The sequence below is a fragment of the Brachybacterium vulturis genome (assembly GCF_043641765.1).
GTDB lineage: Bacteria > Actinomycetota > Actinomycetes > Actinomycetales > Dermabacteraceae > Brachybacterium > Brachybacterium vulturis_A.
Genome location: NZ_JBHZRO010000001.1, coordinates 150,950 through 171,040, shown reverse-complemented (window position 1 = coordinate 171,040; position 20,091 = coordinate 150,950). Strand labels below are relative to the sequence as shown.

19 protein-coding genes are annotated in these 20,091 nt (G+C 71.3%); 4 read left to right on the top strand and 15 right to left on the bottom strand.

Annotation, left to right across the window (positions count from 1 at the left end; genetic code table 11):
• Window positions 1–322: 322 nt before the first annotated feature.
• The 3 genes from glpK to ACHUEU_RS00780 all read right to left on the bottom strand — a co-directional run bounded on the left by glpK (window position 323) and on the right by ACHUEU_RS00780 (window position 4,572).
• Window positions 323–1,867 (bottom strand): glycerol kinase GlpK, encoded by a 1,545-nt coding sequence (glpK, locus tag ACHUEU_RS00790; RefSeq protein ID WP_394213968.1) that lies wholly within the window; start codon window positions 1,865–1,867, stop codon window positions 323–325.
• Window positions 1,868–1,927: 60 nt separating this feature from the next.
• The gene (locus ACHUEU_RS00785; RefSeq protein ID WP_394213967.1) at window positions 1,928–2,647 is read right to left on the bottom strand and encodes an MIP/aquaporin family protein; all 720 of its coding nucleotides are present in this window, start codon (window positions 2,645–2,647) and stop codon (window positions 1,928–1,930) included.
• A gap of 155 nt (window positions 2,648–2,802) precedes the next feature.
• Complete coding sequence (locus ACHUEU_RS00780; RefSeq protein ID WP_394213965.1) at window positions 2,803–4,572, bottom strand: glycerol-3-phosphate dehydrogenase/oxidase; 1,770 nt, start codon at window positions 4,570–4,572, stop codon at window positions 2,803–2,805.
• Window positions 4,573–4,709: 137 nt separating this feature from the next.
• Between ACHUEU_RS00780 and ACHUEU_RS00775 the strand changes: the two genes are divergently transcribed.
• Window positions 4,710–5,669, top strand: a complete 960-nt coding sequence (locus tag ACHUEU_RS00775) for a sugar-binding transcriptional regulator (RefSeq protein WP_394213964.1) — start codon at window positions 4,710–4,712, stop codon at window positions 5,667–5,669.
• A gap of 240 nt (window positions 5,670–5,909) precedes the next feature.
• Here ACHUEU_RS00775 and ACHUEU_RS00770 read toward each other — a convergent pair whose 3' ends face one another.
• From ACHUEU_RS00770 to ACHUEU_RS00755, 4 genes are all read right to left on the bottom strand, one after another.
• Window positions 5,910–6,377: an ASCH domain-containing protein gene (locus ACHUEU_RS00770; RefSeq protein ID WP_394213963.1), complete on the bottom strand. Its 468-nt coding sequence runs from the start codon at window positions 6,375–6,377 to the stop codon at window positions 5,910–5,912.
• A gap of 98 nt (window positions 6,378–6,475) precedes the next feature.
• Window positions 6,476–7,558, bottom strand: coding sequence for a hypothetical protein (locus tag ACHUEU_RS00765; RefSeq protein ID WP_394213962.1), 1,083 nt, complete (start codon window positions 7,556–7,558; stop codon window positions 6,476–6,478).
• A 266-nt stretch (window positions 7,559–7,824) separates the two neighbouring features.
• A complete protein-coding gene (gene fdhD, locus ACHUEU_RS00760; protein WP_394213961.1) occupies window positions 7,825–8,697 on the bottom strand; it encodes a formate dehydrogenase accessory sulfurtransferase FdhD in 873 nt (290 codons plus the stop codon).
• Between the two features lie 56 nt (window positions 8,698–8,753).
• A complete protein-coding gene (locus ACHUEU_RS00755; protein ID WP_394213960.1) occupies window positions 8,754–9,257 on the bottom strand; it encodes an SRPBCC family protein in 504 nt (167 codons plus the stop codon).
• Window positions 9,258–9,387: 130 nt separating this feature from the next.
• Between ACHUEU_RS00755 and ACHUEU_RS00750 the strand changes: the two genes are divergently transcribed.
• Entirely contained in the window at window positions 9,388–10,002 is a 615-nt protein-coding gene (locus tag ACHUEU_RS00750) for a dihydrofolate reductase family protein (protein WP_394213959.1), read from the top strand.
• Between the two features lie 82 nt (window positions 10,003–10,084).
• Here the strand turns inward: ACHUEU_RS00750 and ACHUEU_RS00745 are convergent, their stop codons facing one another.
• The 6 genes from ACHUEU_RS00745 to ACHUEU_RS00720 form a co-directional block, all read right to left on the bottom strand.
• Window positions 10,085–10,573, bottom strand: coding sequence for an SRPBCC family protein (locus tag ACHUEU_RS00745; protein WP_394213958.1), 489 nt, complete (start codon window positions 10,571–10,573; stop codon window positions 10,085–10,087).
• Between the two features lie 91 nt (window positions 10,574–10,664).
• Window positions 10,665–11,609 carry an ABC transporter substrate-binding protein gene (locus tag ACHUEU_RS00740; protein ID WP_394213957.1) on the bottom strand — a complete coding sequence of 315 codons (945 nt, stop codon included), beginning with the start codon at window positions 11,607–11,609 and terminating at the stop codon, window positions 10,665–10,667.
• Between the two features lie 38 nt (window positions 11,610–11,647).
• Window positions 11,648–12,319, bottom strand: a complete 672-nt coding sequence (locus ACHUEU_RS00735) for an ABC transporter permease (protein ID WP_394213956.1) — start codon at window positions 12,317–12,319, stop codon at window positions 11,648–11,650.
• The gene (locus ACHUEU_RS00730) at window positions 12,316–12,966 is read right to left on the bottom strand and encodes an ABC transporter permease (protein ID WP_394213955.1); all 651 of its coding nucleotides are present in this window, start codon (window positions 12,964–12,966) and stop codon (window positions 12,316–12,318) included. The genes ACHUEU_RS00735 and ACHUEU_RS00730 overlap by 4 nt, the downstream gene beginning before the upstream one ends.
• Window positions 12,963–13,835 carry an ABC transporter ATP-binding protein gene (locus tag ACHUEU_RS00725; protein WP_394213954.1) on the bottom strand — a complete coding sequence of 291 codons (873 nt, stop codon included), beginning with the start codon at window positions 13,833–13,835 and terminating at the stop codon, window positions 12,963–12,965. The genes ACHUEU_RS00730 and ACHUEU_RS00725 overlap by 4 nt, the downstream gene beginning before the upstream one ends.
• A gap of 197 nt (window positions 13,836–14,032) precedes the next feature.
• On the bottom strand, window positions 14,033–14,833 hold the full coding sequence (locus ACHUEU_RS00720) for a hydroxymethylpyrimidine/phosphomethylpyrimidine kinase (RefSeq protein WP_394213953.1): 801 nt from the start codon (window positions 14,831–14,833) through the stop codon (window positions 14,033–14,035).
• A 236-nt stretch (window positions 14,834–15,069) separates the two neighbouring features.
• Between ACHUEU_RS00720 and ACHUEU_RS00715 the strand changes: the two genes are divergently transcribed.
• Window positions 15,070–15,591 (top strand): GtrA family protein, encoded by a 522-nt coding sequence (locus ACHUEU_RS00715; RefSeq protein WP_394213952.1) that lies wholly within the window; start codon window positions 15,070–15,072, stop codon window positions 15,589–15,591.
• Window positions 15,592–15,839: 248 nt separating this feature from the next.
• Here ACHUEU_RS00715 and ACHUEU_RS00710 read toward each other — a convergent pair whose 3' ends face one another.
• A complete protein-coding gene (locus tag ACHUEU_RS00710; RefSeq protein WP_394213951.1) occupies window positions 15,840–16,361 on the bottom strand; it encodes an O-acetyl-ADP-ribose deacetylase in 522 nt (173 codons plus the stop codon).
• A gap of 105 nt (window positions 16,362–16,466) precedes the next feature.
• On the opposite strand from ACHUEU_RS00710, the gene ACHUEU_RS00705 reads away from it, so the two are divergent.
• The gene (locus ACHUEU_RS00705; protein ID WP_394213950.1) at window positions 16,467–17,699 is read left to right on the top strand and encodes an aminotransferase class I/II-fold pyridoxal phosphate-dependent enzyme; all 1,233 of its coding nucleotides are present in this window, start codon (window positions 16,467–16,469) and stop codon (window positions 17,697–17,699) included.
• A 113-nt stretch (window positions 17,700–17,812) separates the two neighbouring features.
• Here ACHUEU_RS00705 and ACHUEU_RS00700 read toward each other — a convergent pair whose 3' ends face one another.
• Window positions 17,813–20,017 carry a 3-hydroxyacyl-CoA dehydrogenase NAD-binding domain-containing protein gene (locus ACHUEU_RS00700; RefSeq protein WP_394213949.1) on the bottom strand — a complete coding sequence of 735 codons (2,205 nt, stop codon included), beginning with the start codon at window positions 20,015–20,017 and terminating at the stop codon, window positions 17,813–17,815.
• Between the last annotated feature and the right edge of the window lie 74 nt (window positions 20,018–20,091).

Genomic DNA, 20,091 nt, shown 5'->3' with positions numbered 1-20,091 from the left:
CGAGGGCGTCCGGGGACCAGGGTGGCACCGACCTTACGCCTCGGCGACGCCGATCACAGCGCTCCGAGCAGGGTTGTTGCCGGACGGTGACATCTGTCGTGATCATCCGCACCCGGTTTCGGGCACCCCGAAAGCCCGCCCCGTCTGCCCGAAATGCCCGGTGACCACACAGCATTGTGCGCGTGAGAACGACTTCTGGTTCTCACGCGCACGTCACCGGGAGTGAGCGTCGATCAGCTGTGATGCCTCACCGCTCTCCTCCCGCGGGCGCTGCGCCGCCGGCTCGTCCCTCACCGACCGCTCCGAGCCCGCAGTTCGTCGATCAGCTGTGCAGCGCCTCGGTGTCGTCGTCGACCCAGTCCAGGGTGCGCTCGACGGCCTTCCTCCACAGACGCATGTAGCGGTCGCGGGTCTCGTCGTCCATCGCGGGCTCCCAGCGCTTGTCCTCGGCCCAGTTGTCGATGACGTCCTGCTCGCCGTCCCAGAAGCCCACTGCGATGCCGGCGGCATAGGCGGCGCCGAGCGCGGTGGTCTCGATGACCTTGGGACGCACCACGGGCACGCCGAGGATGTCGGCCTGGAACTGCATGAGCGTCTCGTTCATGACCATGCCGCCGTCGACCTTGAGCTCGGTCAGCTCCACGCCCTCGTCCTCCGCGTCGGCGATCGCCGCATCCAGCACCTCACGGGACTGGAAGGCCGTGGCCTCCAGCACCGCACGGGCGATGTGGTGCTTGGTGTGGAAGCGGGTCATGCCCACCATCGCGCCGCGGGCGTCGGAGCGCCAGTGCGGGGCGAACAGGCCCGAGAAGGCCGGGACGATGAACAGCCCGCCGTTGTCGTCGACCTCCTTGGCGAGGGTCTCGATCTCCGGGGCGTCCTTGATGAGCCCGAGGTTGTCGCGCACCCACTGCACCAGCGAGCCGGTCACCGCGACCGAGCCCTCGAGGGCGTAGACGGCCTTCTGCTCGCCGATCTTGTAGGCGACGGTGGTGAGCAGCCCGTTCTCGCTGTGGACCAGGTCCTCACCGGTGTTGACCAGCATGAAGTTGCCGGTGCCGTAGGTGTTCTTGCCCATGCCGATCTCGAAGCAGGCCTGGCCGAAGGTGGCGGCCTGCTGATCGCCGAGGATGCCGGCGATCGGGGTGTCGATGAGCAGGTCGTTCTTGCGGCCCTTCGCGTACACCTCGGAGGAGGAGCGGATCTCCGGCAGCATCGACAGCGGGACGGTCATGTCCTTCGCGATGTCCTCGTTCCAGTCGAGGGTGTCGATGTTCATGAGCATCGTGCGCGAGGCGTTGGTGACGTCGGTGACGTGGATGCCGCCGTTATTGCCACCGGTCAGGTTCCACACCAGCCAGGAGTCGGTGTTGCCGAACAGCAGGTCACCGGCTTCTGCCCGCTCGCGCACACCGTCGACGTTGTCGAGGATCCACTTGATCTTCGGGCCGGAGAAGTAGGTCGCCAGCGGCAGCCCCACCCGCTCCTTGTACTTGTCCGCACCCTCGTCGCCCGCGAGCTCGTCGCAGATCTTCTGGGTGCGGGTGTCCTGCCAGACGATCGCGTTGTATACCGGTTCGCCGGTGTTCTTGTCCCACACCACCGTGGTCTCGCGCTGATTGGTGATGCCGACGGCGGCGAGCTGGTGGCGGTTGATGTCCGCGCCGGTGAGCGCCTCACCGACCACGGAGCGGGTGTTGCGCCAGATCTCCAGGGCGTCGTGCTCGACCCAGCCCGACTTCGGGAAGATCTGCTCGTGCTCCTTCTGGCCGGTGGAGACGATCTGTCCGCCGTGATCGAAGATGATCGCGCGGGTGGAGGTGGTGCCCTGGTCGATCGAGAGGATGTACTTCTGCTTGTCGGTCATCGGAACTCCTTCGTGGTGATGAGCGGTGTGCGGTGGTGCATGCCTGTGGTGACGATGGTCTCAGAGTGCCGCGCCGACGACGCCGCCGAGGACGCCGCCGATGAGCGGGCCGACGATCGGGACCCAGGAGTAGCCCCAGTCGCTGCCGCCCTTGTGCGGGATCGGCAGGACGGCGTGCGCGAGGCGCGGCCCGAGGTCACGGGCGGGGTTGATGGCGTAGCCCGTGGGCCCGCCGAGGGAGGCACCGATCGAGACCACCAGCAGGGCGACCGCCAGCGGGCCGAGCCCGCTCGGGGTGTTGCCGAACATGATGATGATGAAGACCAGCACGAAGGTCGCGATGATCTCGGTGACCAGGTTCCAGCCGCGGTTGCGGATCTCGGGCCCGGTGGAGAAGGTGCCGAGGATGGTGCCGGCGTCCGTCTCGTGGTCGTAGTGGTTCTTGTAGGAGAGCCAGGCCAGCACGGCGCCGAGGAAGGCACCGATCATCTGGGCCGCGAAGTAGGCGATCGTGTTGCCGACGTTCACGGCGATCCCGGGGGCGTACTCCTCGGCGCCGCTGGAGAGCAGACCCACGGTGACCGCCGGGTTGATGTGTGCGCCGGTCTTGTAGGCGGTGTAGACGCCGGCGAAGACCGCGAGGCCCCAGCCGAAGTTGATCAGCAGCCAGCCGCCGGCATTGCCTTTGGTCTTGCCGAGGATCACGTTGGCGACGACACCGCCGCCGAGCAGGGTGAGCATCGCCGTGCCGGCGATCTCGTACAGGACGATGGTTGCCATGCGGCCTCCTCATCGAGCGACCGTGCTTCCGTGCACGATCGGTGGCATCCAGGGGATAGGGGTTCGGACCTCGGTCCGCGGGGCGCCTGCAGGCGGGTGCCCGCAGGCTGATCCGGGGTCGAGCCGGGTCGCGATCGCGGCCGGCCAGACCCCGATCAGTTCATGTCGGGCACCTCCGGCGCCTTCGCGATCCGGTTCGCGACCTCCGCGTCGCTCGCGGTGGCCTCCCCGGCCAGTCTCGCCTCGATGAACGCGCGGTACGTCTCGACCTCGCGCTGCACGGTAGCGGTGTCCCAGCCGAGCTCTCCGGCCAGCAGCGCGGCGACCTCATCCGCCGCCGCGACCCCGCGATCACGGGTCTCGTAGTCCAGGCGGGTACGGCGCTCGAGCACGTCGGCCAGGTGCCGGGCACCTTCGGCGCGCACCGCGTACAGCACCTCGGCGCGCAGGTACCGCGGTGCGTGCTCGAGGGGGGTGGCGAGGCTCTGGTCCTGGTCGATCAGGGCGAGCACGTCGCTCAGCAGTGCGCCGTAGCGGAACAGCAGGCGGTCCACGCGGATCTCGTCGAAGCCGTACCGTCGGCCGATCTCCTGCTTGTCGCGCACCAGGGTCTGGTATCCCTGCGCGCCGATCACAGGGATCGAGCGGGTCAGGCTGGGACGGCCGGGCTGCGAATCCTTGATCGCGAAGTCGACGACGTCCTCGGCCATCACCCGGTAGGTGGTGTACTTGCCGCCGGCGATCGCGGTCAGGCCCGGCTCGATCTCCATCACGGTGTGCTCGCGGGAGACCTTCGTCGAGGACGAGGACCCCCCTGCAGCGTTCTTCCGCACCGGCTGCAGCAGCGGGCGCAGACCGGAGTAGACGCCGATGACGTCCTCGCGACGGAGGTCCTCCTTCAGCACGGCATTGGCGTGCTCGATGACGTACTCGATGTCCTCGGCGGACGCGCCGACGTCCCGCGGGTCCTGGGTCCAGGCGGTGTCGGTGGTGCCGATGACCCAGTACTCGTCCCAGGGGATGATGAACAGGACCGACTTCTCGGTCTGGGTGATGATGCCGGTGTCCGGCACCGCGGGGATCCGCTCGCGGGCGATGGTGATGTGGATGCCCTTGGAGGCGAGCACCTCGAGGCCGGCATCGGCCCCGGCCAGCTCCTGCTGATCCTGGGTCCAGACACCGCCGGCGAGGATCGTCTCACGGGCATGGACGTCGAACTCCTCGCCGGTCTCCTCGTCGCGCACCCGCGCCCCGACGACTCGAGTGCCCTCGTGGAGGTACTCGATCACGGTGGTGTAGTTGGCGACCGAGGCGTCGTGCTCCGCGGCCGAGCGCACCAGCATCATCACGAAGCGGGCATCATCCACCTGCGCGTCGTAGTACTCCAGCGCGCCGACGGCCTTCTCGCCGTCCAGCGCCGGGAAGACCTCGAGCATCTTGTCGTGGAGCAGGTGGCGGTGCATCGGCACGGCGCGCTTGCGCCCCACGGACTGCATCGCGTCGTAGAGCATCACGCCGGAGCCGATGAAGGCGCGGTCCACGACCTTCTTGAAGAAGGGGAAGACGAACTTGATCGGCTTCACCAGGTGCGGAGCGGTGTGGGTGAGCAGCAGATCACGCTCGCGCAGCGCCTCGGCGACCAGCGAGAAGTCGAGCATCTGCAGGTAGCGCAGGCCGCCGTGCATCAGCTTGGAGGAGCGCGAGGAGGTGCCGGAGGCCCAGTCATGGGTCTCGACGAGGCCGACGGAGAGGCCGCGGGTGGCCGCATCGAAGGCGGCACCGGCGCCGTTCACGCCACCTCCGACGACGAGCACGTCCAGGGGCTCCTCCGCCGTCGCGGCGCGGAGGCGGGAGAGATGCTCCGCCCGACCGGCCGGGGTGAGTGCGGACCGTTGCTGATCGGACACCTGGCTGCTCCTTCGCATCGTGGCCTTCGGTTCGCGTCCTCGTCGTCGCGAGCTCTCGTCGAGGGCTCTCGTCGACCGGACGTGGTGTGCGCCATGATGGGACGATCGTGCACCTGTCCGCAAGCCCGATGCACGAACGTGCAAGACTGGTGGGCATGACTCGCGATTCCCGGCTCGAAGGGCTCTATGCGGTTGCACGGATGTACTACGGCGAGGAGCGGACCATGCAATCCATCGCCGGCGAGCTGCACGTCTCCCGGTCGACGGTCTCGCGGATGCTGCGGGACGCCCGCGAGGCCGAGCTGGTGACGATCTCCCTGCGGCCGCCGGAGGCGCAGCGGGTCGAGGAGCTGGCCCGTCGCATCTCCCGGCAGTACGGCGTACAGGTGCACGTGGTGCCCTCCGTCCCCGGCGATGACCAGCGGGAACGCCTGCGGACGGTCACCGAGGCCGGCGGCGTCCTGCTCGATGAGATGCTCGAGCCCGGCACCACGCTCGGGATCGCCTGGGGCACCACGATGGCGGCGCTGCTCGGCACGGTCCGTTCCCGACCGGTGCCCGGGCTGCGGATCGTGCAGCTCAACGGCGCCATCAACACCGAGGGCTCGGGCCTGACCTACATCGCCACGATGCTCGCCCGGGCAGCCACGCGGTGGGACGCGACGGTGCACCAGTTCCCGGTGCCGGCCTTCTTCGACTTCCCCGCGACGCGGGAGGCGATGTGGCGCGAGCGCTCGGTGCAGCGGGTCCTGGCCACGCAGCGCGAGGCCACGGTGGCCGTGTTCAGCGTGGGCGCCTTCGACGCGGAGGTCCCCAGCCACGTCTACACCCACAACTACCTGACCCGCGAGGATCTGAGCTCGCTGCGGGCCGACGGCGCCGTCGGGGACGTGTGCACGGTGTTCCTGCGGGCCGACGGCACCTACCGCGATATCGCGATGAACCAGCGCGGCTCCGGCACCGCCCCGGACCGGCTGCTGCGGATCCCGCGACGGCTGCTGGTGGTCTCGGGCTCCCGCAAGGCGCTCCCGCTGCGCGCCGCACTGCGGGCCGGGGTGGCGACCGACGTGGTCGTCGACGAGGTGACCGCCCGGAGCCTGGTCGCGCTGCGCTGAGCGGGCGCACCGCACCGGGCTGGGCCGGACCAGACCGGACCGCACCGCACCGCACCGCACCGCACCGCACCGGGATTGTCAGGTTCTGAACCGTTTCGCAGCCGGATCTGGCACGGATCCTGACAATTCCTTCCTTCCGGGCTCCGCGCCGCCGGACCGCGCATCGTCCGGACGGCGCGCCGTCCGTGCCGCCTCCGTGAAGTGAGCGCGTGACCTGCTCAGCCCGCTCCTCGCGGGGCCTCAGCCGTTCCGGGGCACCGCCGGGAACACGACCCGGAAGTTCTCGCAGACCACCTGCATGTCCGGTGCGAAGCCCCGGGCGGAATGCTCACGCCAGAATTGCTCATGGATGCGTCGCCAGGACTGGAGGGTTCTGTCGTCCTCTCCCTCCGCGCGTGCGTGAGCCTCGCTGACCTGGTCGAAGGGCACGATCTGGAGCGAGGTCACCTCGAGCACTGCCCGTGGGCGGCCCGCACCGTCGAGGATGATCGAGAGATCACCGGCGGCCGGGAGCGGCTCGGCACCCTCGTCGTAGTCGCCGAGGGATGACGCGGTCGCCGTCTTGGTGCCCGCGAGCACCAGGGCGAGCAGCCCGTCGGCATGCTCCGGGATGGCCCCGAACGCCCAGGCCTCGGGGACCGCGGCGGGCAGATCCGGGACCTGGCGGCGGACATGGGACCAGAAGTCGGCGCTCTCGGCAGTGCTCACCATCGGAGAGTACCCGTCGGGTGATCGCGCACAGTGCGGCGACGGTCCCGTCCCCGGGCGCTCCCGGATGCCGCTCCTCGGTCTCGACGTGCGCCTGCTCAGGATCGCTGCCTGTCCAGGCGGAGTGAGGGCTGGTCCGCAGCGAGTTGTCGCGCCGTGCGGCGGATGCGCTGCTCGGTCGGCACTCGCAGGCCGCGCTCCCCCGAGGATCGTTGCAGTCGCAGGAGCATCCGCAGCGGTCGGCGCAGGTCGTCTCCGTTCGACCGCGCCAAGGTCCAGCCCTGCGAGGCGAGCTCGTCCCGACGCGTCTCGTCCTCGCGCCACTGCTCCTTCGTCGCGCGGTGGCCGTCACCGTCGTACTCGAGCCCGAACCCGATGGATGTCCAGGCCAGGTCGATGTACCGGACCTTTCCCGTGCGAGGGTCCTGCACCGGGAGATTCGGAGTCGGTTCCGGGAAGCCGGCGGCCATGAGGATCAGGCGCATCACGGACTCGCCCGGGGAGCGCACGCCCTCCCGCGCCAGCTCGAGCGCTCGCCGGATGCGGGCCGTCCCGGCGGCACCTGGGCGGGCCTCCACCTCGGCCCGCAGGGAGGCGAGAGTCTCTCCGGGATGGGCGGCGTCGGGACCGATGACGGCCTCGACAGCGGCGACCACATCCCAGACGGGCAGCAATGTGGCGAGCTCGCGCAGCGTCTCCGCCTGCGAGGAGACGATGAGCCTGCCGCGTCGAGCGGTGGCTCCTCCTCGATGCCTGTGCACGATGACCCCTCGCCCGACGCTCGAGCTCGCCCTCGGAGCGACCCGGCAATGGAGCAGCGGCAGCGACGTCTCGTCACCGAGCGTGAGGCCCGGCCGCACGGACGGGATGAGGGGGTCGCCGACCGCGCCTCCGGGCTCCGGCCGACGGAGCATCCCCACGCCCTCCTCGAGGCGCCACGGCAGGGGTACGCCCCACAGCAGGGCGGCTGTCGTGTGGCTGAGCACGCATCCCGGGCGCACCATGTTCTGCAGGACCCATGCCAGCCCGTTGAACGATGCCGGATGGTCGGTGAGCGTCAGGTAGCCGGGGAAGACGGTGGTGAACCGGTCCGAGGCGAGGTCCCGCGGATGCAGACCGTGGCGCATCCACTCCGCACGATGGAGCAGTGCACCGTGGAAGCGCGTGAGGTCTCGGGCCATGGACCGACGGTAGGCGCACTCACGGAACAGCAGCCCGCGCCGCGGTCGTCGGTGGACGCGCACGCCCTGGGGAGGAACGGTTCCCGGCGCCCGCTCGAGAGCCAGCACCCACGGCCGGGGATCGTCAGGTTCTGAACCAGATCCCTGTCCGCATCGGAACGGACCCTGACAATCCACGGTGCCGCACGCGCAGCGCCGCCGCACCGCGGCCTACCCAGCCGCGCCCCACGCAGCGCCGCCCCGCAGCGGCCTGCGCCGCGGCGTCCTCAGCCCTCCGCCGCGGCGAGGTCCAGCCGTTCGGGGTGGGTGTAGACGTTCATCCGCCCATCGCCGTCCTCGGCGGCGCGCGTGAATCCGAGCAGGGTCTGCCCGAACTCCTCGGCGGTCTCGATGGCCAGAGAGCTCGCCGCGGAGACGCAGGCCAGCAGGGGGATCCCGGCCATGCAGGCCTTCTGGGCGATCTCGAAGCTGGCACGGGAGGAGACCAGCAGGAAGCAGTCACGCAGCGGGAGCCGCTCCTCGAGCAGGGCCCAGCCGATCACCTTGTCGACCGCATTGTGGCGGCCCACGTCCTCGCGCACCACCAGCAGGTTCCCGGAGAGGTCGACGAGCGCCGCGGCGTGCACTCCGCCGGTGCGGGCGAACACCGCCTGCTTCTCGCCGAGGCCGCGGGCGGCGGCGAGGATGCGGCGGGGGTCGATCTGCCAGTCCCTCGCCAGCACGTGGCGGGACTTCCGGCGCACCGCGTCGATGCTCTCGGCGCCGCACACCCCGCAGGCCGAGCCGGCGGAGAAATGCCGGTTCACCAGCGGCAGCAGCTGCGGGCGGGAGGTCGTGAAGTCCATGACGTTGAAGGTGTTCTGCGCGAAGCCGGTCCCGTCATCGATCACGGCCCCGTCGCAGTAGCGGGCCTCGCGGATGTCCTCGCGGTGGGCGATCAGGCCCTCGCCGTGCAGGAAGCCGTGGATCAGCTCCACATCGTGGCCGGGGGTGCGCATGGTCAGCGAGAGCTGCTGCCCGTTCAGGCGGATGTCCAGCGGTTCCTCGACCGCGACGCGGTCGCCCTTGCGGCCCGCGTACAGCCTGCCCTCACGCACCCGGACGGTGCGGATCCGTCTCGCCTCGGTAACCCTGCCCATCCCTCGAGGGTAGCCCGCTCACCTGCGGTGCGGCGGGGACGGACGGTGAGCGCTCCTCACTGCTGGTCGGTCTGCCGCGGGCCACCCTCGGCGAGCTCCCGGGCCACCCGCAGCTGCTGCTCCCAGCCGCGGTAGTTCTCCTCGAAGTTGCGACGACGCACGGCCTCGTCCAGACCCAGCTTCGCGAAGCCGCGCTCGCGCACGGTGAGCCGCACCAGATTGCGCTTCGCCGTCCCGGCGGGGTCGATGATGAACTCGACGGTGTTGTTCGGGGCGTCGGAGATCGCGCCGAGGCCGCCGCCCAACCAGCGGAACCGGATCCGGTTCGGCGGCTCGCGCACCTCGATGGCGAGCTGGAAGCTGCCGTGCACCGGGTCGACCACCTGGGTGATCGCACCCTGGCGAGTGACCTTGTGCTCGCGGTACTCGCCATCGTTGATGAACCATCCCGGCTCGCTGATGATCGCGAACACCTTCTCGGCAGCGGCGTGGATCAACGCGCTGCGGACGATCTCGTCGGGAACCGGACTGTCGGCGGGGAGAACGGATGCGTCTGCCATGACTGAGCTCCTCGTGGTCGGGCTGCGGCCTCATCACCATCTGGAGGGAATCCTGACAGACTTCGTGCCTACGGGCGACCGCATGCCCAGCGCGCGGTCCGCCACCACGGCCCCGCTCCGAGGGGGATCCATGTCCCGTCAGCTCATCGTCACCGAGTTCCTCACCCTGGACGGCGTGATGGAGGCACCCGGCGGCGGGGGCCACCCGCAGGCCGGCTGGACGTTCCAGGGTCTCGAGTTCGTGCCCGCGGCGTACGAGATCAAACAGACCGAGCAGGAGGAGGCCGGGGCGCTGCTGCTGGGCCGGGTGAGCTTCGAGGAGTTCGCGCCCGTCTGGCCGGGGATGGACGAGGAGTTCCGCCTCTACAACCGCATGCCCAAGCATGTCGTCTCCACGACGCTCTCCGCGGAGCGGGTCTCGGGGACGGGCTGGGAGAGCTGCCATCTGCTGCGCGACCTGGAGGAGGTGCGAGCGCTCAAACGCTCCGAGGGCGGGCCGCTGCTGGTGCACCGCTCGGCCCGCCTCGTGCAGTCGCTCGTCGCCGCGGATCTGGTGGATCGCTACCACCTGCTCACGTTCCCGGTCCTGCTGTGCGCCGGGAAACGGCTGTTCGCGGCCGACGCCCCGGCGCAGCGCCTGGAGCTGGTGCGCTCCGCGGACTTCTCCAACGGCGTGCGGATGGCCGTCTACGACGTGCGCCGGGAGGCCGCCTCGGCCGGTGCTCGAGGCCCGGCCGGCACCTGAGCCTTCAGCCGCCGCCCGAGGCTCGGCCGCCGCCCGAGGCACGGCCGACGCCTGAGCGCGCCGAGCCGAGCCGAGCCGATGCTCAGGGCTGGGTGACCGCCGCGGCGAGCAGGTTCAGCGACTGCTCGAGGTCCTCCTGCGGGATCATCGGGAAGCCGACGTGCTCCAGCAGCTTCGGGTCGGTGACCTTGGACCAGTCGTAGGTCAGGGACACCTCGGTGGAGCCCGCGCCCCGGGGCTTGAGCTCGTAGAGCCACTCCCAGCCCAGCGGCTCGGTCGGCGCGGTGCCGTCCTCCGCCTCGTTGGCCGGCTGCCAGCCGATCATCTTGTTCTCGTCGTAGGCGGTGACGAAGTTGTGGGTGCGGTAGTCGTCGCCCCTGCCCTGGTGGTGCATGTTCATCACGAACTTCTCGCCGACCTTGTCGATGCGCTCGGTGTCGTCGGCATTGCGCACCATGCCGGAGCCGTCGAACTCGTGGTGCCGGGCCGGCAGCGTGAGCAGGTCGAACAGGTCCTTCGCGGGGACGTCGATGGTGCGGGTGACGGTCAGGTGGGTCTGGCTGCTGTTCATGCCTCCCACCCTCCCGCTCCTTGCCCGAGATGTCATCCGCAGCCCGACCGTCCGGTCACCACCGCTGGTCAGAGCTGATCGACGGCGCCGGTCACAGCAGCCCCTTCTCGGTCAGCCAGCCCTCGGCAATATCCGCGCTGCTGGCCTGGTCCACGACGCTCTGGCGGTTCAGCTCCACCAGATCGTCGGCGCTGAGCTGGGCGATCACGCCGTTGATCACGGCCGCGGCGGTCTCGTCGATCTTCTCCGTGACCACGGGCACCACGTTCTGCGGGAGGATCATCGACTCCGGATCCTCGAGCACCACCAGATCGTTCTCGGCGATGGCGGGGTTCGCGGTGTAGATGTCGGCGAGCTGCACGTCGCCGTCGAGCAGCGCCTGCACGGTGAGCGGGCCGCCGGAGTCCTCCACGGGCACCACGGAGATGTCCACGCCGTAGATCTCCTGCGCGCCCTCAGGGCCGTAGGGACGCACCTCGAACTCGCTGTTCGCGGCGATCTTCAGCTCCTCGTCGACGCCGGCCAGGTCCCCGATCGTGGTGAGCGAGTGGGTGGAGGCGAAATCGGAGGTGGTGGTGTAGGAGTCCTGGTCGGAGGCCTCGGCGTAGTCGAGCACGCGCAGTCCTGCGGGCAGGGCCTCGGCGAGCGCGCCGTGGATCTCCTCAGGACTGGCGGCCGGCGCCTCGGAGACGTAGTACTGGAGCAGGTTGCCGAGGTACTCGGGCAGCAGGTCCAGGGACCCGCTCTCGAGCTCGGGCATGTACACCTCGCGCTGACCGATCTGGTACTGCCGGTCCACGGTGAATCCCTCGGCCTCGAGGACCTGGGCGCACAGCTCGGCGATGATCTCGTTGGAGTAGTAGGCCTGAGAGCCGATCACGAGGGTGCCGCCGCCGGAGCCGCCGTCGGAGGCGCCGCCTCCCGCCTCGCCCCCCTCGTCGAAGGGGTCGGAGCTGCCGCAGGCCGCGGCGCCCAGAGCGAGGGAGCCGGCGCCGAGCGCGCCGAGCAGGTGACGACGGGTGCTGTGGACGGTCATGGAAGATCTCCTTGAGTACGAGGTGTCGAGGGGACAGGTCACGAGGCTCGCGCCCCGCGCGGTACGGTCAGTCGCTGCGCGAACAGCAGCGACAGGTCCAGGATCAGGGCGAGCGCGATCACCAGCAGCGAACCGGCGATCATCTGCGGGTAGTTCTGGGAGCCCAGCCCCTGGAAGATATAGCGACCCAGGCCGCCGCTGCCCACATAGGCGGCGAGCATGGCGGTGGCCACCACCTGGACGGTCGCCCCGCGGAACCCGCCGACCAGCAGCGGCATGCCCAGCGGGATCTCCACCCGGGTGAGGATCTGCCCTTCGGTCATGCCCTGGGCGCGGGCGGCGTCGACGGTGGCGGGGTCCGCGGATTCGACGGCGGAGTAGGCCCCGGCCAGCAGGGACGGGATCGCCAGGATCACGAAGGACAGCAGCGGGGCGGTGAGACCGATGCCCACCAGCAGCGCGAACAGGGTCACCAGGCCCAGGGTGGGCAGGGCGCGGGCGGCGCCGGCGGCCGCGACGGCAATGCCCTTGAATCGTCCCGAATGGCCGACGTACAGCCCGACGGGCACGGCCAGCAGCGCCGCGACCAGCACGCCGAGGGCGGTGTAGCCGAGGTGCTCGAGGGTGCGCAGCGGGATGCCGTCGGTGCCCGTCCAGTGGGCGGGGTCTCCGAGCCAGCGCAGGGAGTCCAGGAAGGGGCTGCCGGTCATGAGCTGACCACCTCCTGCCGACGGGCCCAGGGCATCATGGCACGGCCCAGCAGCACCAGGAGGGCGTCGGTGAGCAGCGCGAGCAGAACGGTCGCGACGATCCCGGCCGCGATCTCGGCGGCGATCCCGCGACGCACCCCGTCCACGAACAGCATGCCCAGGCTGGGCACTCCGAGCACGCCGCCCACGGTGACCAGCGAGATGGTGCTCACCGCGACCACCCGCACCCCGGCCAGCAGCGCGGGACCGGCCAGCGGCAGCTCGACCTGGACGAAGCGCGCCCGCGACGCGTAGCCCTGCGCGGTGGCGGAGCCGAGCACGTCACGGCTCACCGAGCGGAAGGCGTCCGAGGCGGTCGGGACCATCAGCGCGAGCCCGTACAGCGACAGGGCGATGATGATGTTCGCCGGACTCCGCACACCGGTGCCGATCAGCCCCGGCAGCAGCACGAACAGCGGCAGCGACGGGATCGCGTACATCAGCGAGGAGGTGGTGGTGACCGAGGTGCGCAGCCAGCCGCGGGAGTTCGCGAGCTTGGCCAGCGGCAGCGAGAGCAGGAAGGCCACCAGGATCGGGGGCAGGGCCTGCAGCAGGTGCGCGCCGGTGTACCCCGCGATGACGTCGAGGTTCTCGAGCACCCAGGTCACGAGGACCGCTCCCGCATCGGACCGTCGGCCGCGCCGTCCCCGGCCGAGCGGGCGCCGCTCGCCGCGAGCACGCCGGCGGGCCGCCCGTCGGCGTCGACCACCACGTCACGGCCGTCGAGTCGTTCGAGGTGCAGGGTGCGAGCCCCGCGCTCCGCGCCGACGAAGCTGGAGACGAACTCATCGGCGGGGTCGGCGAGGATCTCCTGCGGGGTGCCCACCTGCGCGACGAGCCCGCCGGGTCTGAGGATCACCACCCGGTCGCCGAGCAGGAACGCCTCGTCGATGTCGTGGGTGACGAACACGATCGTCTTGCGCAGGTCGCGCTGCAGGTGCTGCAGCTCCTGCTGGAGCTCGCGGCGCACGATCGGGTCCACGGCGCCGAAGGGCTCGTCCATCAGCAGGATGTTGGGGTCGGCGGCGAGGCCGCGGGCCACACCCACCCGCTGCTGCTGACCGCCGGAGAGCTGGGAGGGATAGCGATCGGCGAGGGCGGCGTCCAGGCCGACGGTCTCCATCAGCTCGTGGGCGCGGGTGCGGGCCTCGCGCTTGGTGGTGCCGCGCAGCACGGGCACGGTGGTGATGTTGTCCAGCACGGTGCGGTGCGGGAGCAGGCCGGAGGCCTGCATGACGTAGCCGATGCTGCGGCGCAGCTGCACCGGGTCCAGCTCCGCCACGTCGTCCCCGTCGATGTGGACGCGTCCGGAGGTGGGAGCGACCATGCGGTTGATCATCCGCATCAGCGTGGTCTTGCCGGAGCCGGACGTGCCGACCAGCACCACCGATTCGTGGGAGGCGATCTCGAGACTGAAGTCCTGCACCGCGAGCGTCCCGCCCGGGTACTCCTTGCGGACGTTCTCGAATCCGATCACGGGGCCTCCCAGCGACGTCGGGCCGACGAGCGATCACTGCCGGGGTTCCACCCTATCGAGACCGCCGGCCGGATGGAGGACGCCACGCGTCGCGGATCCGCCGGTCCGGCCGCGTTCCGCGTCGATCCGGCGACGACGTGACCGGTGATCCCACCCCGGGCGGGGCGCAGGGCTCGCTCCCCGCCCGGTGAGCGCCCTCAGGCCGTGTAGGCGCCCTGGTACACCGCGTCGAAGGGCGTCGCGCCCTCCTGCCGGTGCTCGATCGAGCTGGTCACCACGGCCTTGGCGACGCGGGCGGCCTCGAGCGGGGCGGCGCCCTTGGCGAGCTCGGCGGTCACGGCGGCGGCGAGGGTGCAGCCGGCACCGGAGACGCGGTGCTCCCCGATCTTGGGGCTGCGCAGCTCGACGGTCTGCTCACCGTCGTAGAACACGTCCACCGCATCCTCGCCCTCGAGCACGACCCCGCCCTTGGCCAGCACGATCACGCCGTAGGTGTCGTGGATGCGCCGCGCAGCCTCGGCGAGGTCAGCGACCGACTCGATCGCCTCCATCCCGGAGAGGGTCAGCGCCTCGAAGTGATTCGGGGTGACGAAGGTGGCCAGCGGCAGGATCTTCTCCTTCAGCGCGGTGTCGGTGTCCAGCGCGGCGCCGGGCTCCTGCCCCTTGCAGATCAGCACCGGGTCCAGGACCACGTTGGTGAAGGTGCGCTCGGAGAGCGAGGCGGCGACGGTGTCGATGGTGACGGGGGTGCCGAGCATGCCGATCTTCACGGTGTCGATGTCGTGGACGGCGGTGGTCGTCTCGATCTGGTCGGCGATCACCTGCGGGTCCACCGGCACGAAGCGGTGGCCCCAGTCGTTCTTCGGGTCGAAGGACACGATGCAGGTCAGCGCCGCGGTGCCGAAGGTGCCGAGCTGGTGGAACGTCTTCAGATCGGTCTGGGCCCCGGCGCCTCCGGTGGTCTCGGAGCCGGCAATGGTGAGGGCGACGTGGGTCATGAGGGCCTTCCGTGGAGATGTCGTCGTCGGTGCCGCGCGCTCCCCGGCCCGTCGGGCGGTGCCCTGGGGGCCGTCGCAGCGGCGATGACCGGACGCTGCCAGGGCCGGGATCCTCCAGGGACCCGCCTGCCCGTCGCCGCGGTCGGGCCGTGCGCTCCCAGGAGCAGGTGCCCGGAGGCACCGATCCGTCGCAGCGGCCGGGGCCAGATCCTACCGCCTCGGGTACAGTGCCGGGCGTGCTGACCCCGGACCGGACGAGGCAGGACGCCCCTGCCGCCCCCTCCCCCACGGGCACCTCCCTGCGCGCACGCACCTCCGCGGCGGCGAAGGAGCACCTCCGCCCCACGACGCTGTTCCTGCTGGTCGGCGGGGTCGTGTTCCTGCTGGACACCGCGATGTACAACCTGCTGGTGTTCTGGAGCCCGAGCCAGGGCTGGGGCGCCGGGCTGATGCACGGCACCCCGTTGACGGCGAAGCTGCTCACCATCGCCCTCGCTTCCTGCCTGACCTACCTGGGCAACCGCCTGCTCACCTTCGCCGACCGGCCGCGACCGGAGACCACGCGCTCGATCATGATGTTCCTCCTGGTCAACCTGATCGCTGCCGGCCTGCAGCTGTGCTGCCTCGCCTTCTCGCGCTACGTGCTGGGGCTGGACTCCGTCCTGGCGGACAACATCTCCGGCACCGTCATCGGGCAGGTGGTCTCGACCTCCTTCCGGTACGTCACCTACGGCCGCCTCGTCTTCCCCCGGCGCTGAGCCGGCTGCGCCGCACTGCCCCTGTCCGCCGCACTGCCCCTGTCCGCCGCTCTGCCCCTGTCCGCCGCACTGCCCCTGTCCGCCGATCGTCAGATTTCGTTCCGGATCCACCCCGGAAGTGGTTCATTTCCTGACAGCTTCGCACTGCGAGGCGCGGGCGCACGGTGCGGGGCTCGCGGTGCGGGGCTCGCGGTGCGCGGTGCGCGGTGCGCGGTGCGGGGCTCGGCCGCGCGGTGCGCAGGGTGCGGCTACTCCCGGGTCCAGCGGCGGAACGCCTGCTCGGCCTCGTCGCCGAAGGGCACGAACACGACGGTGTCGATCTGTCCGGCGACCTCGTCGGCCGTCTCCTGCACGGTCTGCACGGCGATCCGGGCGGCATCGTTCATCGGCCAGCCAAAGACCCCGGCGGAGATGGCCGGGAAGGCGAGGCTGCGGGCCCCGATCTCCACGGCGACGCGCAGGCTCTCGCGATAGCAGGAGGCGAGGATCGCCGAGCGGTCCTCGCGGGAGGAGTGCACGGGGCCGACCGTGTGGATCACCCAGCGGGCCGACAGCCTCCCGGCGGTCGTGGCGACCGCGTGGCCGGCGGGCAGGCCGTCCGGGAGCGTGGTCTCGCGCAGCTGCTGACAGGCGGCGAGGATGTCGGGGCCGCCGGCGCGGTGGATCGCCCCGTCGACGCCCCCACCTCCCCGGAGTCCGGAGTTCGCGGCGTTGACGAGGGCGTCGGTGGCCTCCTGCGTGAGGTCCCCCGGGCGGACGAGGATCTGCATGGACACTCCTTCACTGCGCGGCTCTGCATCGCACGGCTCCGCACCGCACGGCTCCCTGCCACGGTAGACCTCCCCGCCCCGCCCGTCTCTGACAGACTCGACGCCATGGAGACCACCGGCCCCTGGACCCGTGCCGCCGCCGCTGCCGGCCTGCTGAAGGACGGACAGGCGCACCCGAGCGTGTTCGCCCAGATGTCCGCCCGCGCCCTCGCGCACGGGGCGCTGAACCTCGGTCAGGGCTTCCCCGACGATCCCCCGCCCACCGCGGTCGCCGAGGCCGCGATCGAGGCGATCCGCCAGGGCCACAACCAGTACCCGCCCGGCATCGGGGAGGCCGGGCTGCGGGAGGCGGTCGCCGAGCATCAGGCCCGCTGGTACGGACTGCACTGGGATCCGGCGAGCGAGGTGCTGGTGACCACCGGCGCCACCGAGGCGCTGGCGGCGACGATCCTGGCCCTGGTCGCGCCGGGCGACGAGGTGATCACCCTGGAGCCCTTCTACGACCAGTACGCGGCGATCATCGCCCTGGCCGGCGGGGTGCATCGCACGGTGCCGGTCACCTCCCGCACGGACGCCGGCACTGCCTCGGACGACCTGGTCCTGGACGTCTCCACGGATGCACTGCGCAGGGCCTTCTCCGAGCGCACCCGCCTGGTGCTGGTCAACACCCCGCACAACCCCACCGGGCTGATGCTCCGCGAGGAGGCGCTGCAGGCGATCGTCGACGAGGCGGTGCGCCACGACGCGCTGATCGCCACCGACGAGGTGTACGAGCACCTCACCTTCGGCACCGCGCACCAGCCGATCGCCGCGCTGCCCGGCGCGCAGGACCGCACCATCTCGATCTCCTCGGCGGGCAAGACCTTCTCGGTGACCGGCTGGAAGATCGGCTGGATCACCGCCCGGGCAGAGCTGATCACAGCGGTCATCGGGACCAAGCAGTGGCTGACCTACTCCTCCGGCGCCCCCTTCCAGCCCGCGGTGGCGGTGGGGCTCGGCATGCCGTCGTCCGCCTTCGAGGACCTGGCCGCGGAGCTGCGCGAGCGCCGGGACCTGCTCACCGACGGGCTGCGCGAGATCGGCTTCCGGGTGAGCGTGCCCGCGGCCGGCTACTTCACAGTCGCCGATGCCGGTCCGCTCGGGGAGCCCGACGCCGACCTGCTGGCGCAGCGCCTGCCGACGGAGGCCGGGGTGGTGGCGATCCCGCTGTCCGCCTTCTACCGCGACGGGGACGCCGGGGAGGCGAGCGGTCACCTGCGCATGGCGTTCTGCAAGAGCCGCAGCACCCTCGAGCAGGCGCTCGAGCAGCTCGACGCCTGGGCCACCCCGCGGCGCTGAACTGTACAGCGCGCCGGACTCCAGCGGCCCGTCCCCTCCGCCGATGTCCCGGGGAGCGGGCGGGCCGCTCGCTCAGCGCACCGTGCTGCGCCCGGCGACCCCTCAGCCGCGGCTCAGCCGCGGCCGGTGAACATCTCGCCGTGGAAGGTGCGGCCGTTCACCCGTTGCGAGGCGCCGGAGGCGTCGAGGTAGGGGGTGACGCCGCCGCGGTGGCGGGGGAAGCCGGCGCCCAGGATCAGCGCGAGGTCCACCTGTTCGGGGCGCTCGACCACTCCCGACTCGAGCATCAGCGCGATCTCCTCGGCCAGTCCGTCCTGGACCTTCTCCAGCAGCGCATCGCCCACCGGGGCCGCGGCGGCGCCGGAGGGGTCCGTCCCGAACCCCTCGGCGACGGTCGGCGAGACCGTCGGGTGCACGGCGGTCCTGCTGGGCTCGGTGAAGCGGGCCTGCTTCTCGACCATGGCGCTCAGCCCCGGGGAGGCGTGGAAGCGGTCGCCGAGCTCTCCGGCGAGCACCTGGCCCACGTGGTCGGCGACCGCCAGGCCCACCAGGTCCAGCAGGGCGAAGGGGCGCATCGGCAGGCCGAGGGCGTCGATCGAGGCATCGACCTCGTCCGGATCCGCGCCGGCGTCGAGGGAGGCCAGGACCGCGCCGAGCACCCGGAACAGCAGCCGGTTGACGATGAAGCCGGGGGCGTCGGCGCTGCGCACGGCGAACTTCTGCAGGCGGCGCACCACCTCGAGACCGGTGGCGAGGGTCGCCTCGTCGGTGGCCTCGGTGTGGATCACCTCGACCAACGGCATCTTCGCGACCGGGTTGAAGAAGTGCAGGCCCACGACGCGCTCGGGGTGGGCGAGATCCTCCGCCATCCGCGCCACCGACAGCGAGGAGGTGTTGGTGACCAGCAGGGCGTCCTCGGCCAGGACGCCCTCGAGCTCGGCGAGGACGGACTGCTTGATCGCGAGCACCTCGGGGACCGCCTCGAGCACGAGGTCACAGCCGGCGAGCTCCTGCAGGTCCGTGGTCGCGGAGAGGTTCTCGGCGATCTGCGCGGCGGTGGCCTCGTCGAGCTTTCCGCGGGCGGCGGTCCGGGCGATCACGTCCCGCGCGGCGGCCAGCCCCTTGGCGGCGGTCTCGGTGTCGAGGTCACGCATCACCACGGGGACCTGCAGACCCAGCGCCAGCTGGGCGGCGATCTGCGAGGCCATCAGGCCGGCGCCGGCCACGCCCACGCGGCGGATCTCGCGGGCCCCGTCGACGGGGCTGCGTCCGGGCTTGCCGCGACGCAGCAGCTCGGCGGAGTACATCGAGGCGGCGGCGGCATCGCTGCGCACCAGCTCCTCGAGTGCGGCGGCCTCGCGGTCGAGGGCCTCGGGGAGGGTGGACCCGGGCAGCGCCTGCAGCAGGGCGAGCGCACGGCCGACTGCGGGGGCTCCCTGCGCCTCGAGTCGGGAGGCCCAGGCGCGACGGGTCTCCGCGCTGTGGTGCGGGGCATCGAGGGCGTCCAGCAGCGCCTCGGCCTCGGGGGTGTCCGCCCCGGGCAGCGGCGCCTCGCGCCCGGCCCAGGCGCCGGGGGCGTCGGCCGGGGCGTCGGCAGCGGTGGCGGCGAGCGCCGGGTCGACCACGTCGGCGTCGGTCTCGTCGAGGTCGACATGGGCGGCGACCAGGGCGGCGAACTGGTCCAGCGCCTCGTCCAGGTCGGCGGCGAGCTCATCGACCAGACCGGCCTCGAGGGCCTGTTCGGCGCCGAGCTGCGCGTCGCGTGCGGGATCCTCGAGGATCATCCGCACCGCGGTCTCGGCGCCCACGACGGACTGCAGCAGCGTGGTGCCGCCCCAGCCGGGCAGGATGCCGAGGCCCGTCTCGGGCGTGCCGAGGCCGCGCACGCCGGGTGCGGCGGTGCGCACATCGGCCATCAGCGCGACCTCGAGACCGCCGCCGAGGGCGACCGCATTGAGGTGGGCGAGCACCGGGACGGGGCTGGTGCGCACCCGGATCTGCAGCTCGTGCATGGCCCGGGTCATGGTCTCGACATGCGCCACGGCTGCGGGGTCGACGAACATCGACAGGTCGGCGCCGGCGAGGAAGGCACGTCCGGTGCCGGTCATGGCGACGGCCTGGATCTCTCCGGCATCGGCGCGGTCCAGGGCGGCGGCGAGCGCACCGGTGACGGCCTCGATCGAGCGCGGACCGAGGGTCGCGGGACGGCGCTCCTCCCCCTCCGGCGGCGCGAAGGTCAGCACGGCCACGGTCCCCAGGCCCGGGTGTTCGCGATCCTCGGTGAGGACTCGAGTGACGTGCTCGGTGTAGCTGCTCATCAGTGACCTTTCGCGATCTCTTCGTCGAGGGTGGGCGCCGCCCCACAGTTGCCTGATACTGCGGGTTTCAGATA

What these genes read in the sequence shown, in the direction of transcription:
- glpK (WP_394213968.1), bottom strand. Translation starts at nt 1,867, where the DNA reads ATGACCGACAAGCAGAAGTACATCCTCTCGATCGACCAGGGCACCACC.
- ACHUEU_RS00785 (WP_394213967.1), bottom strand. Translation starts at nt 2,647, where the DNA reads ATGGCAACCATCGTCCTGTACGAGATCGCCGGCACGGCGATGCTCACC.
- ACHUEU_RS00780 (WP_394213965.1), bottom strand. Translation starts at nt 4,572, where the DNA reads ATGCGAAGGAGCAGCCAGGTGTCCGATCAGCAACGGTCCGCACTCACC.
- ACHUEU_RS00775 (WP_394213964.1), top strand. Translation starts at nt 4,710, where the DNA reads ATGACTCGCGATTCCCGGCTCGAAGGGCTCTATGCGGTTGCACGGATG.
- ACHUEU_RS00765 (WP_394213962.1), bottom strand. Translation starts at nt 7,558, where the DNA reads ATGGCCCGAGACCTCACGCGCTTCCACGGTGCACTGCTCCATCGTGCG.
- fdhD (WP_394213961.1), bottom strand. Translation starts at nt 8,697, where the DNA reads ATGGGCAGGGTTACCGAGGCGAGACGGATCCGCACCGTCCGGGTGCGT.
- ACHUEU_RS00755 (WP_394213960.1), bottom strand. Translation starts at nt 9,257, where the DNA reads ATGGCAGACGCATCCGTTCTCCCCGCCGACAGTCCGGTTCCCGACGAG.
- ACHUEU_RS00750 (WP_394213959.1), top strand. Translation starts at nt 9,388, where the DNA reads ATGTCCCGTCAGCTCATCGTCACCGAGTTCCTCACCCTGGACGGCGTG.
- ACHUEU_RS00745 (WP_394213958.1), bottom strand. Translation starts at nt 10,573, where the DNA reads ATGAACAGCAGCCAGACCCACCTGACCGTCACCCGCACCATCGACGTC.
- ACHUEU_RS00740 (WP_394213957.1), bottom strand. Translation starts at nt 11,609, where the DNA reads ATGACCGTCCACAGCACCCGTCGTCACCTGCTCGGCGCGCTCGGCGCC.
- ACHUEU_RS00735 (WP_394213956.1), bottom strand. Translation starts at nt 12,319, where the DNA reads ATGACCGGCAGCCCCTTCCTGGACTCCCTGCGCTGGCTCGGAGACCCC.
- ACHUEU_RS00720 (WP_394213953.1), bottom strand. Translation starts at nt 14,833, where the DNA reads ATGACCCACGTCGCCCTCACCATTGCCGGCTCCGAGACCACCGGAGGC.
- ACHUEU_RS00710 (WP_394213951.1), bottom strand. Translation starts at nt 16,361, where the DNA reads ATGCAGATCCTCGTCCGCCCGGGGGACCTCACGCAGGAGGCCACCGAC.
- ACHUEU_RS00705 (WP_394213950.1), top strand. Translation starts at nt 16,467, where the DNA reads ATGGAGACCACCGGCCCCTGGACCCGTGCCGCCGCCGCTGCCGGCCTG.
- ACHUEU_RS00700 (WP_394213949.1), bottom strand. Translation starts at nt 20,017, where the DNA reads ATGAGCAGCTACACCGAGCACGTCACTCGAGTCCTCACCGAGGATCGC.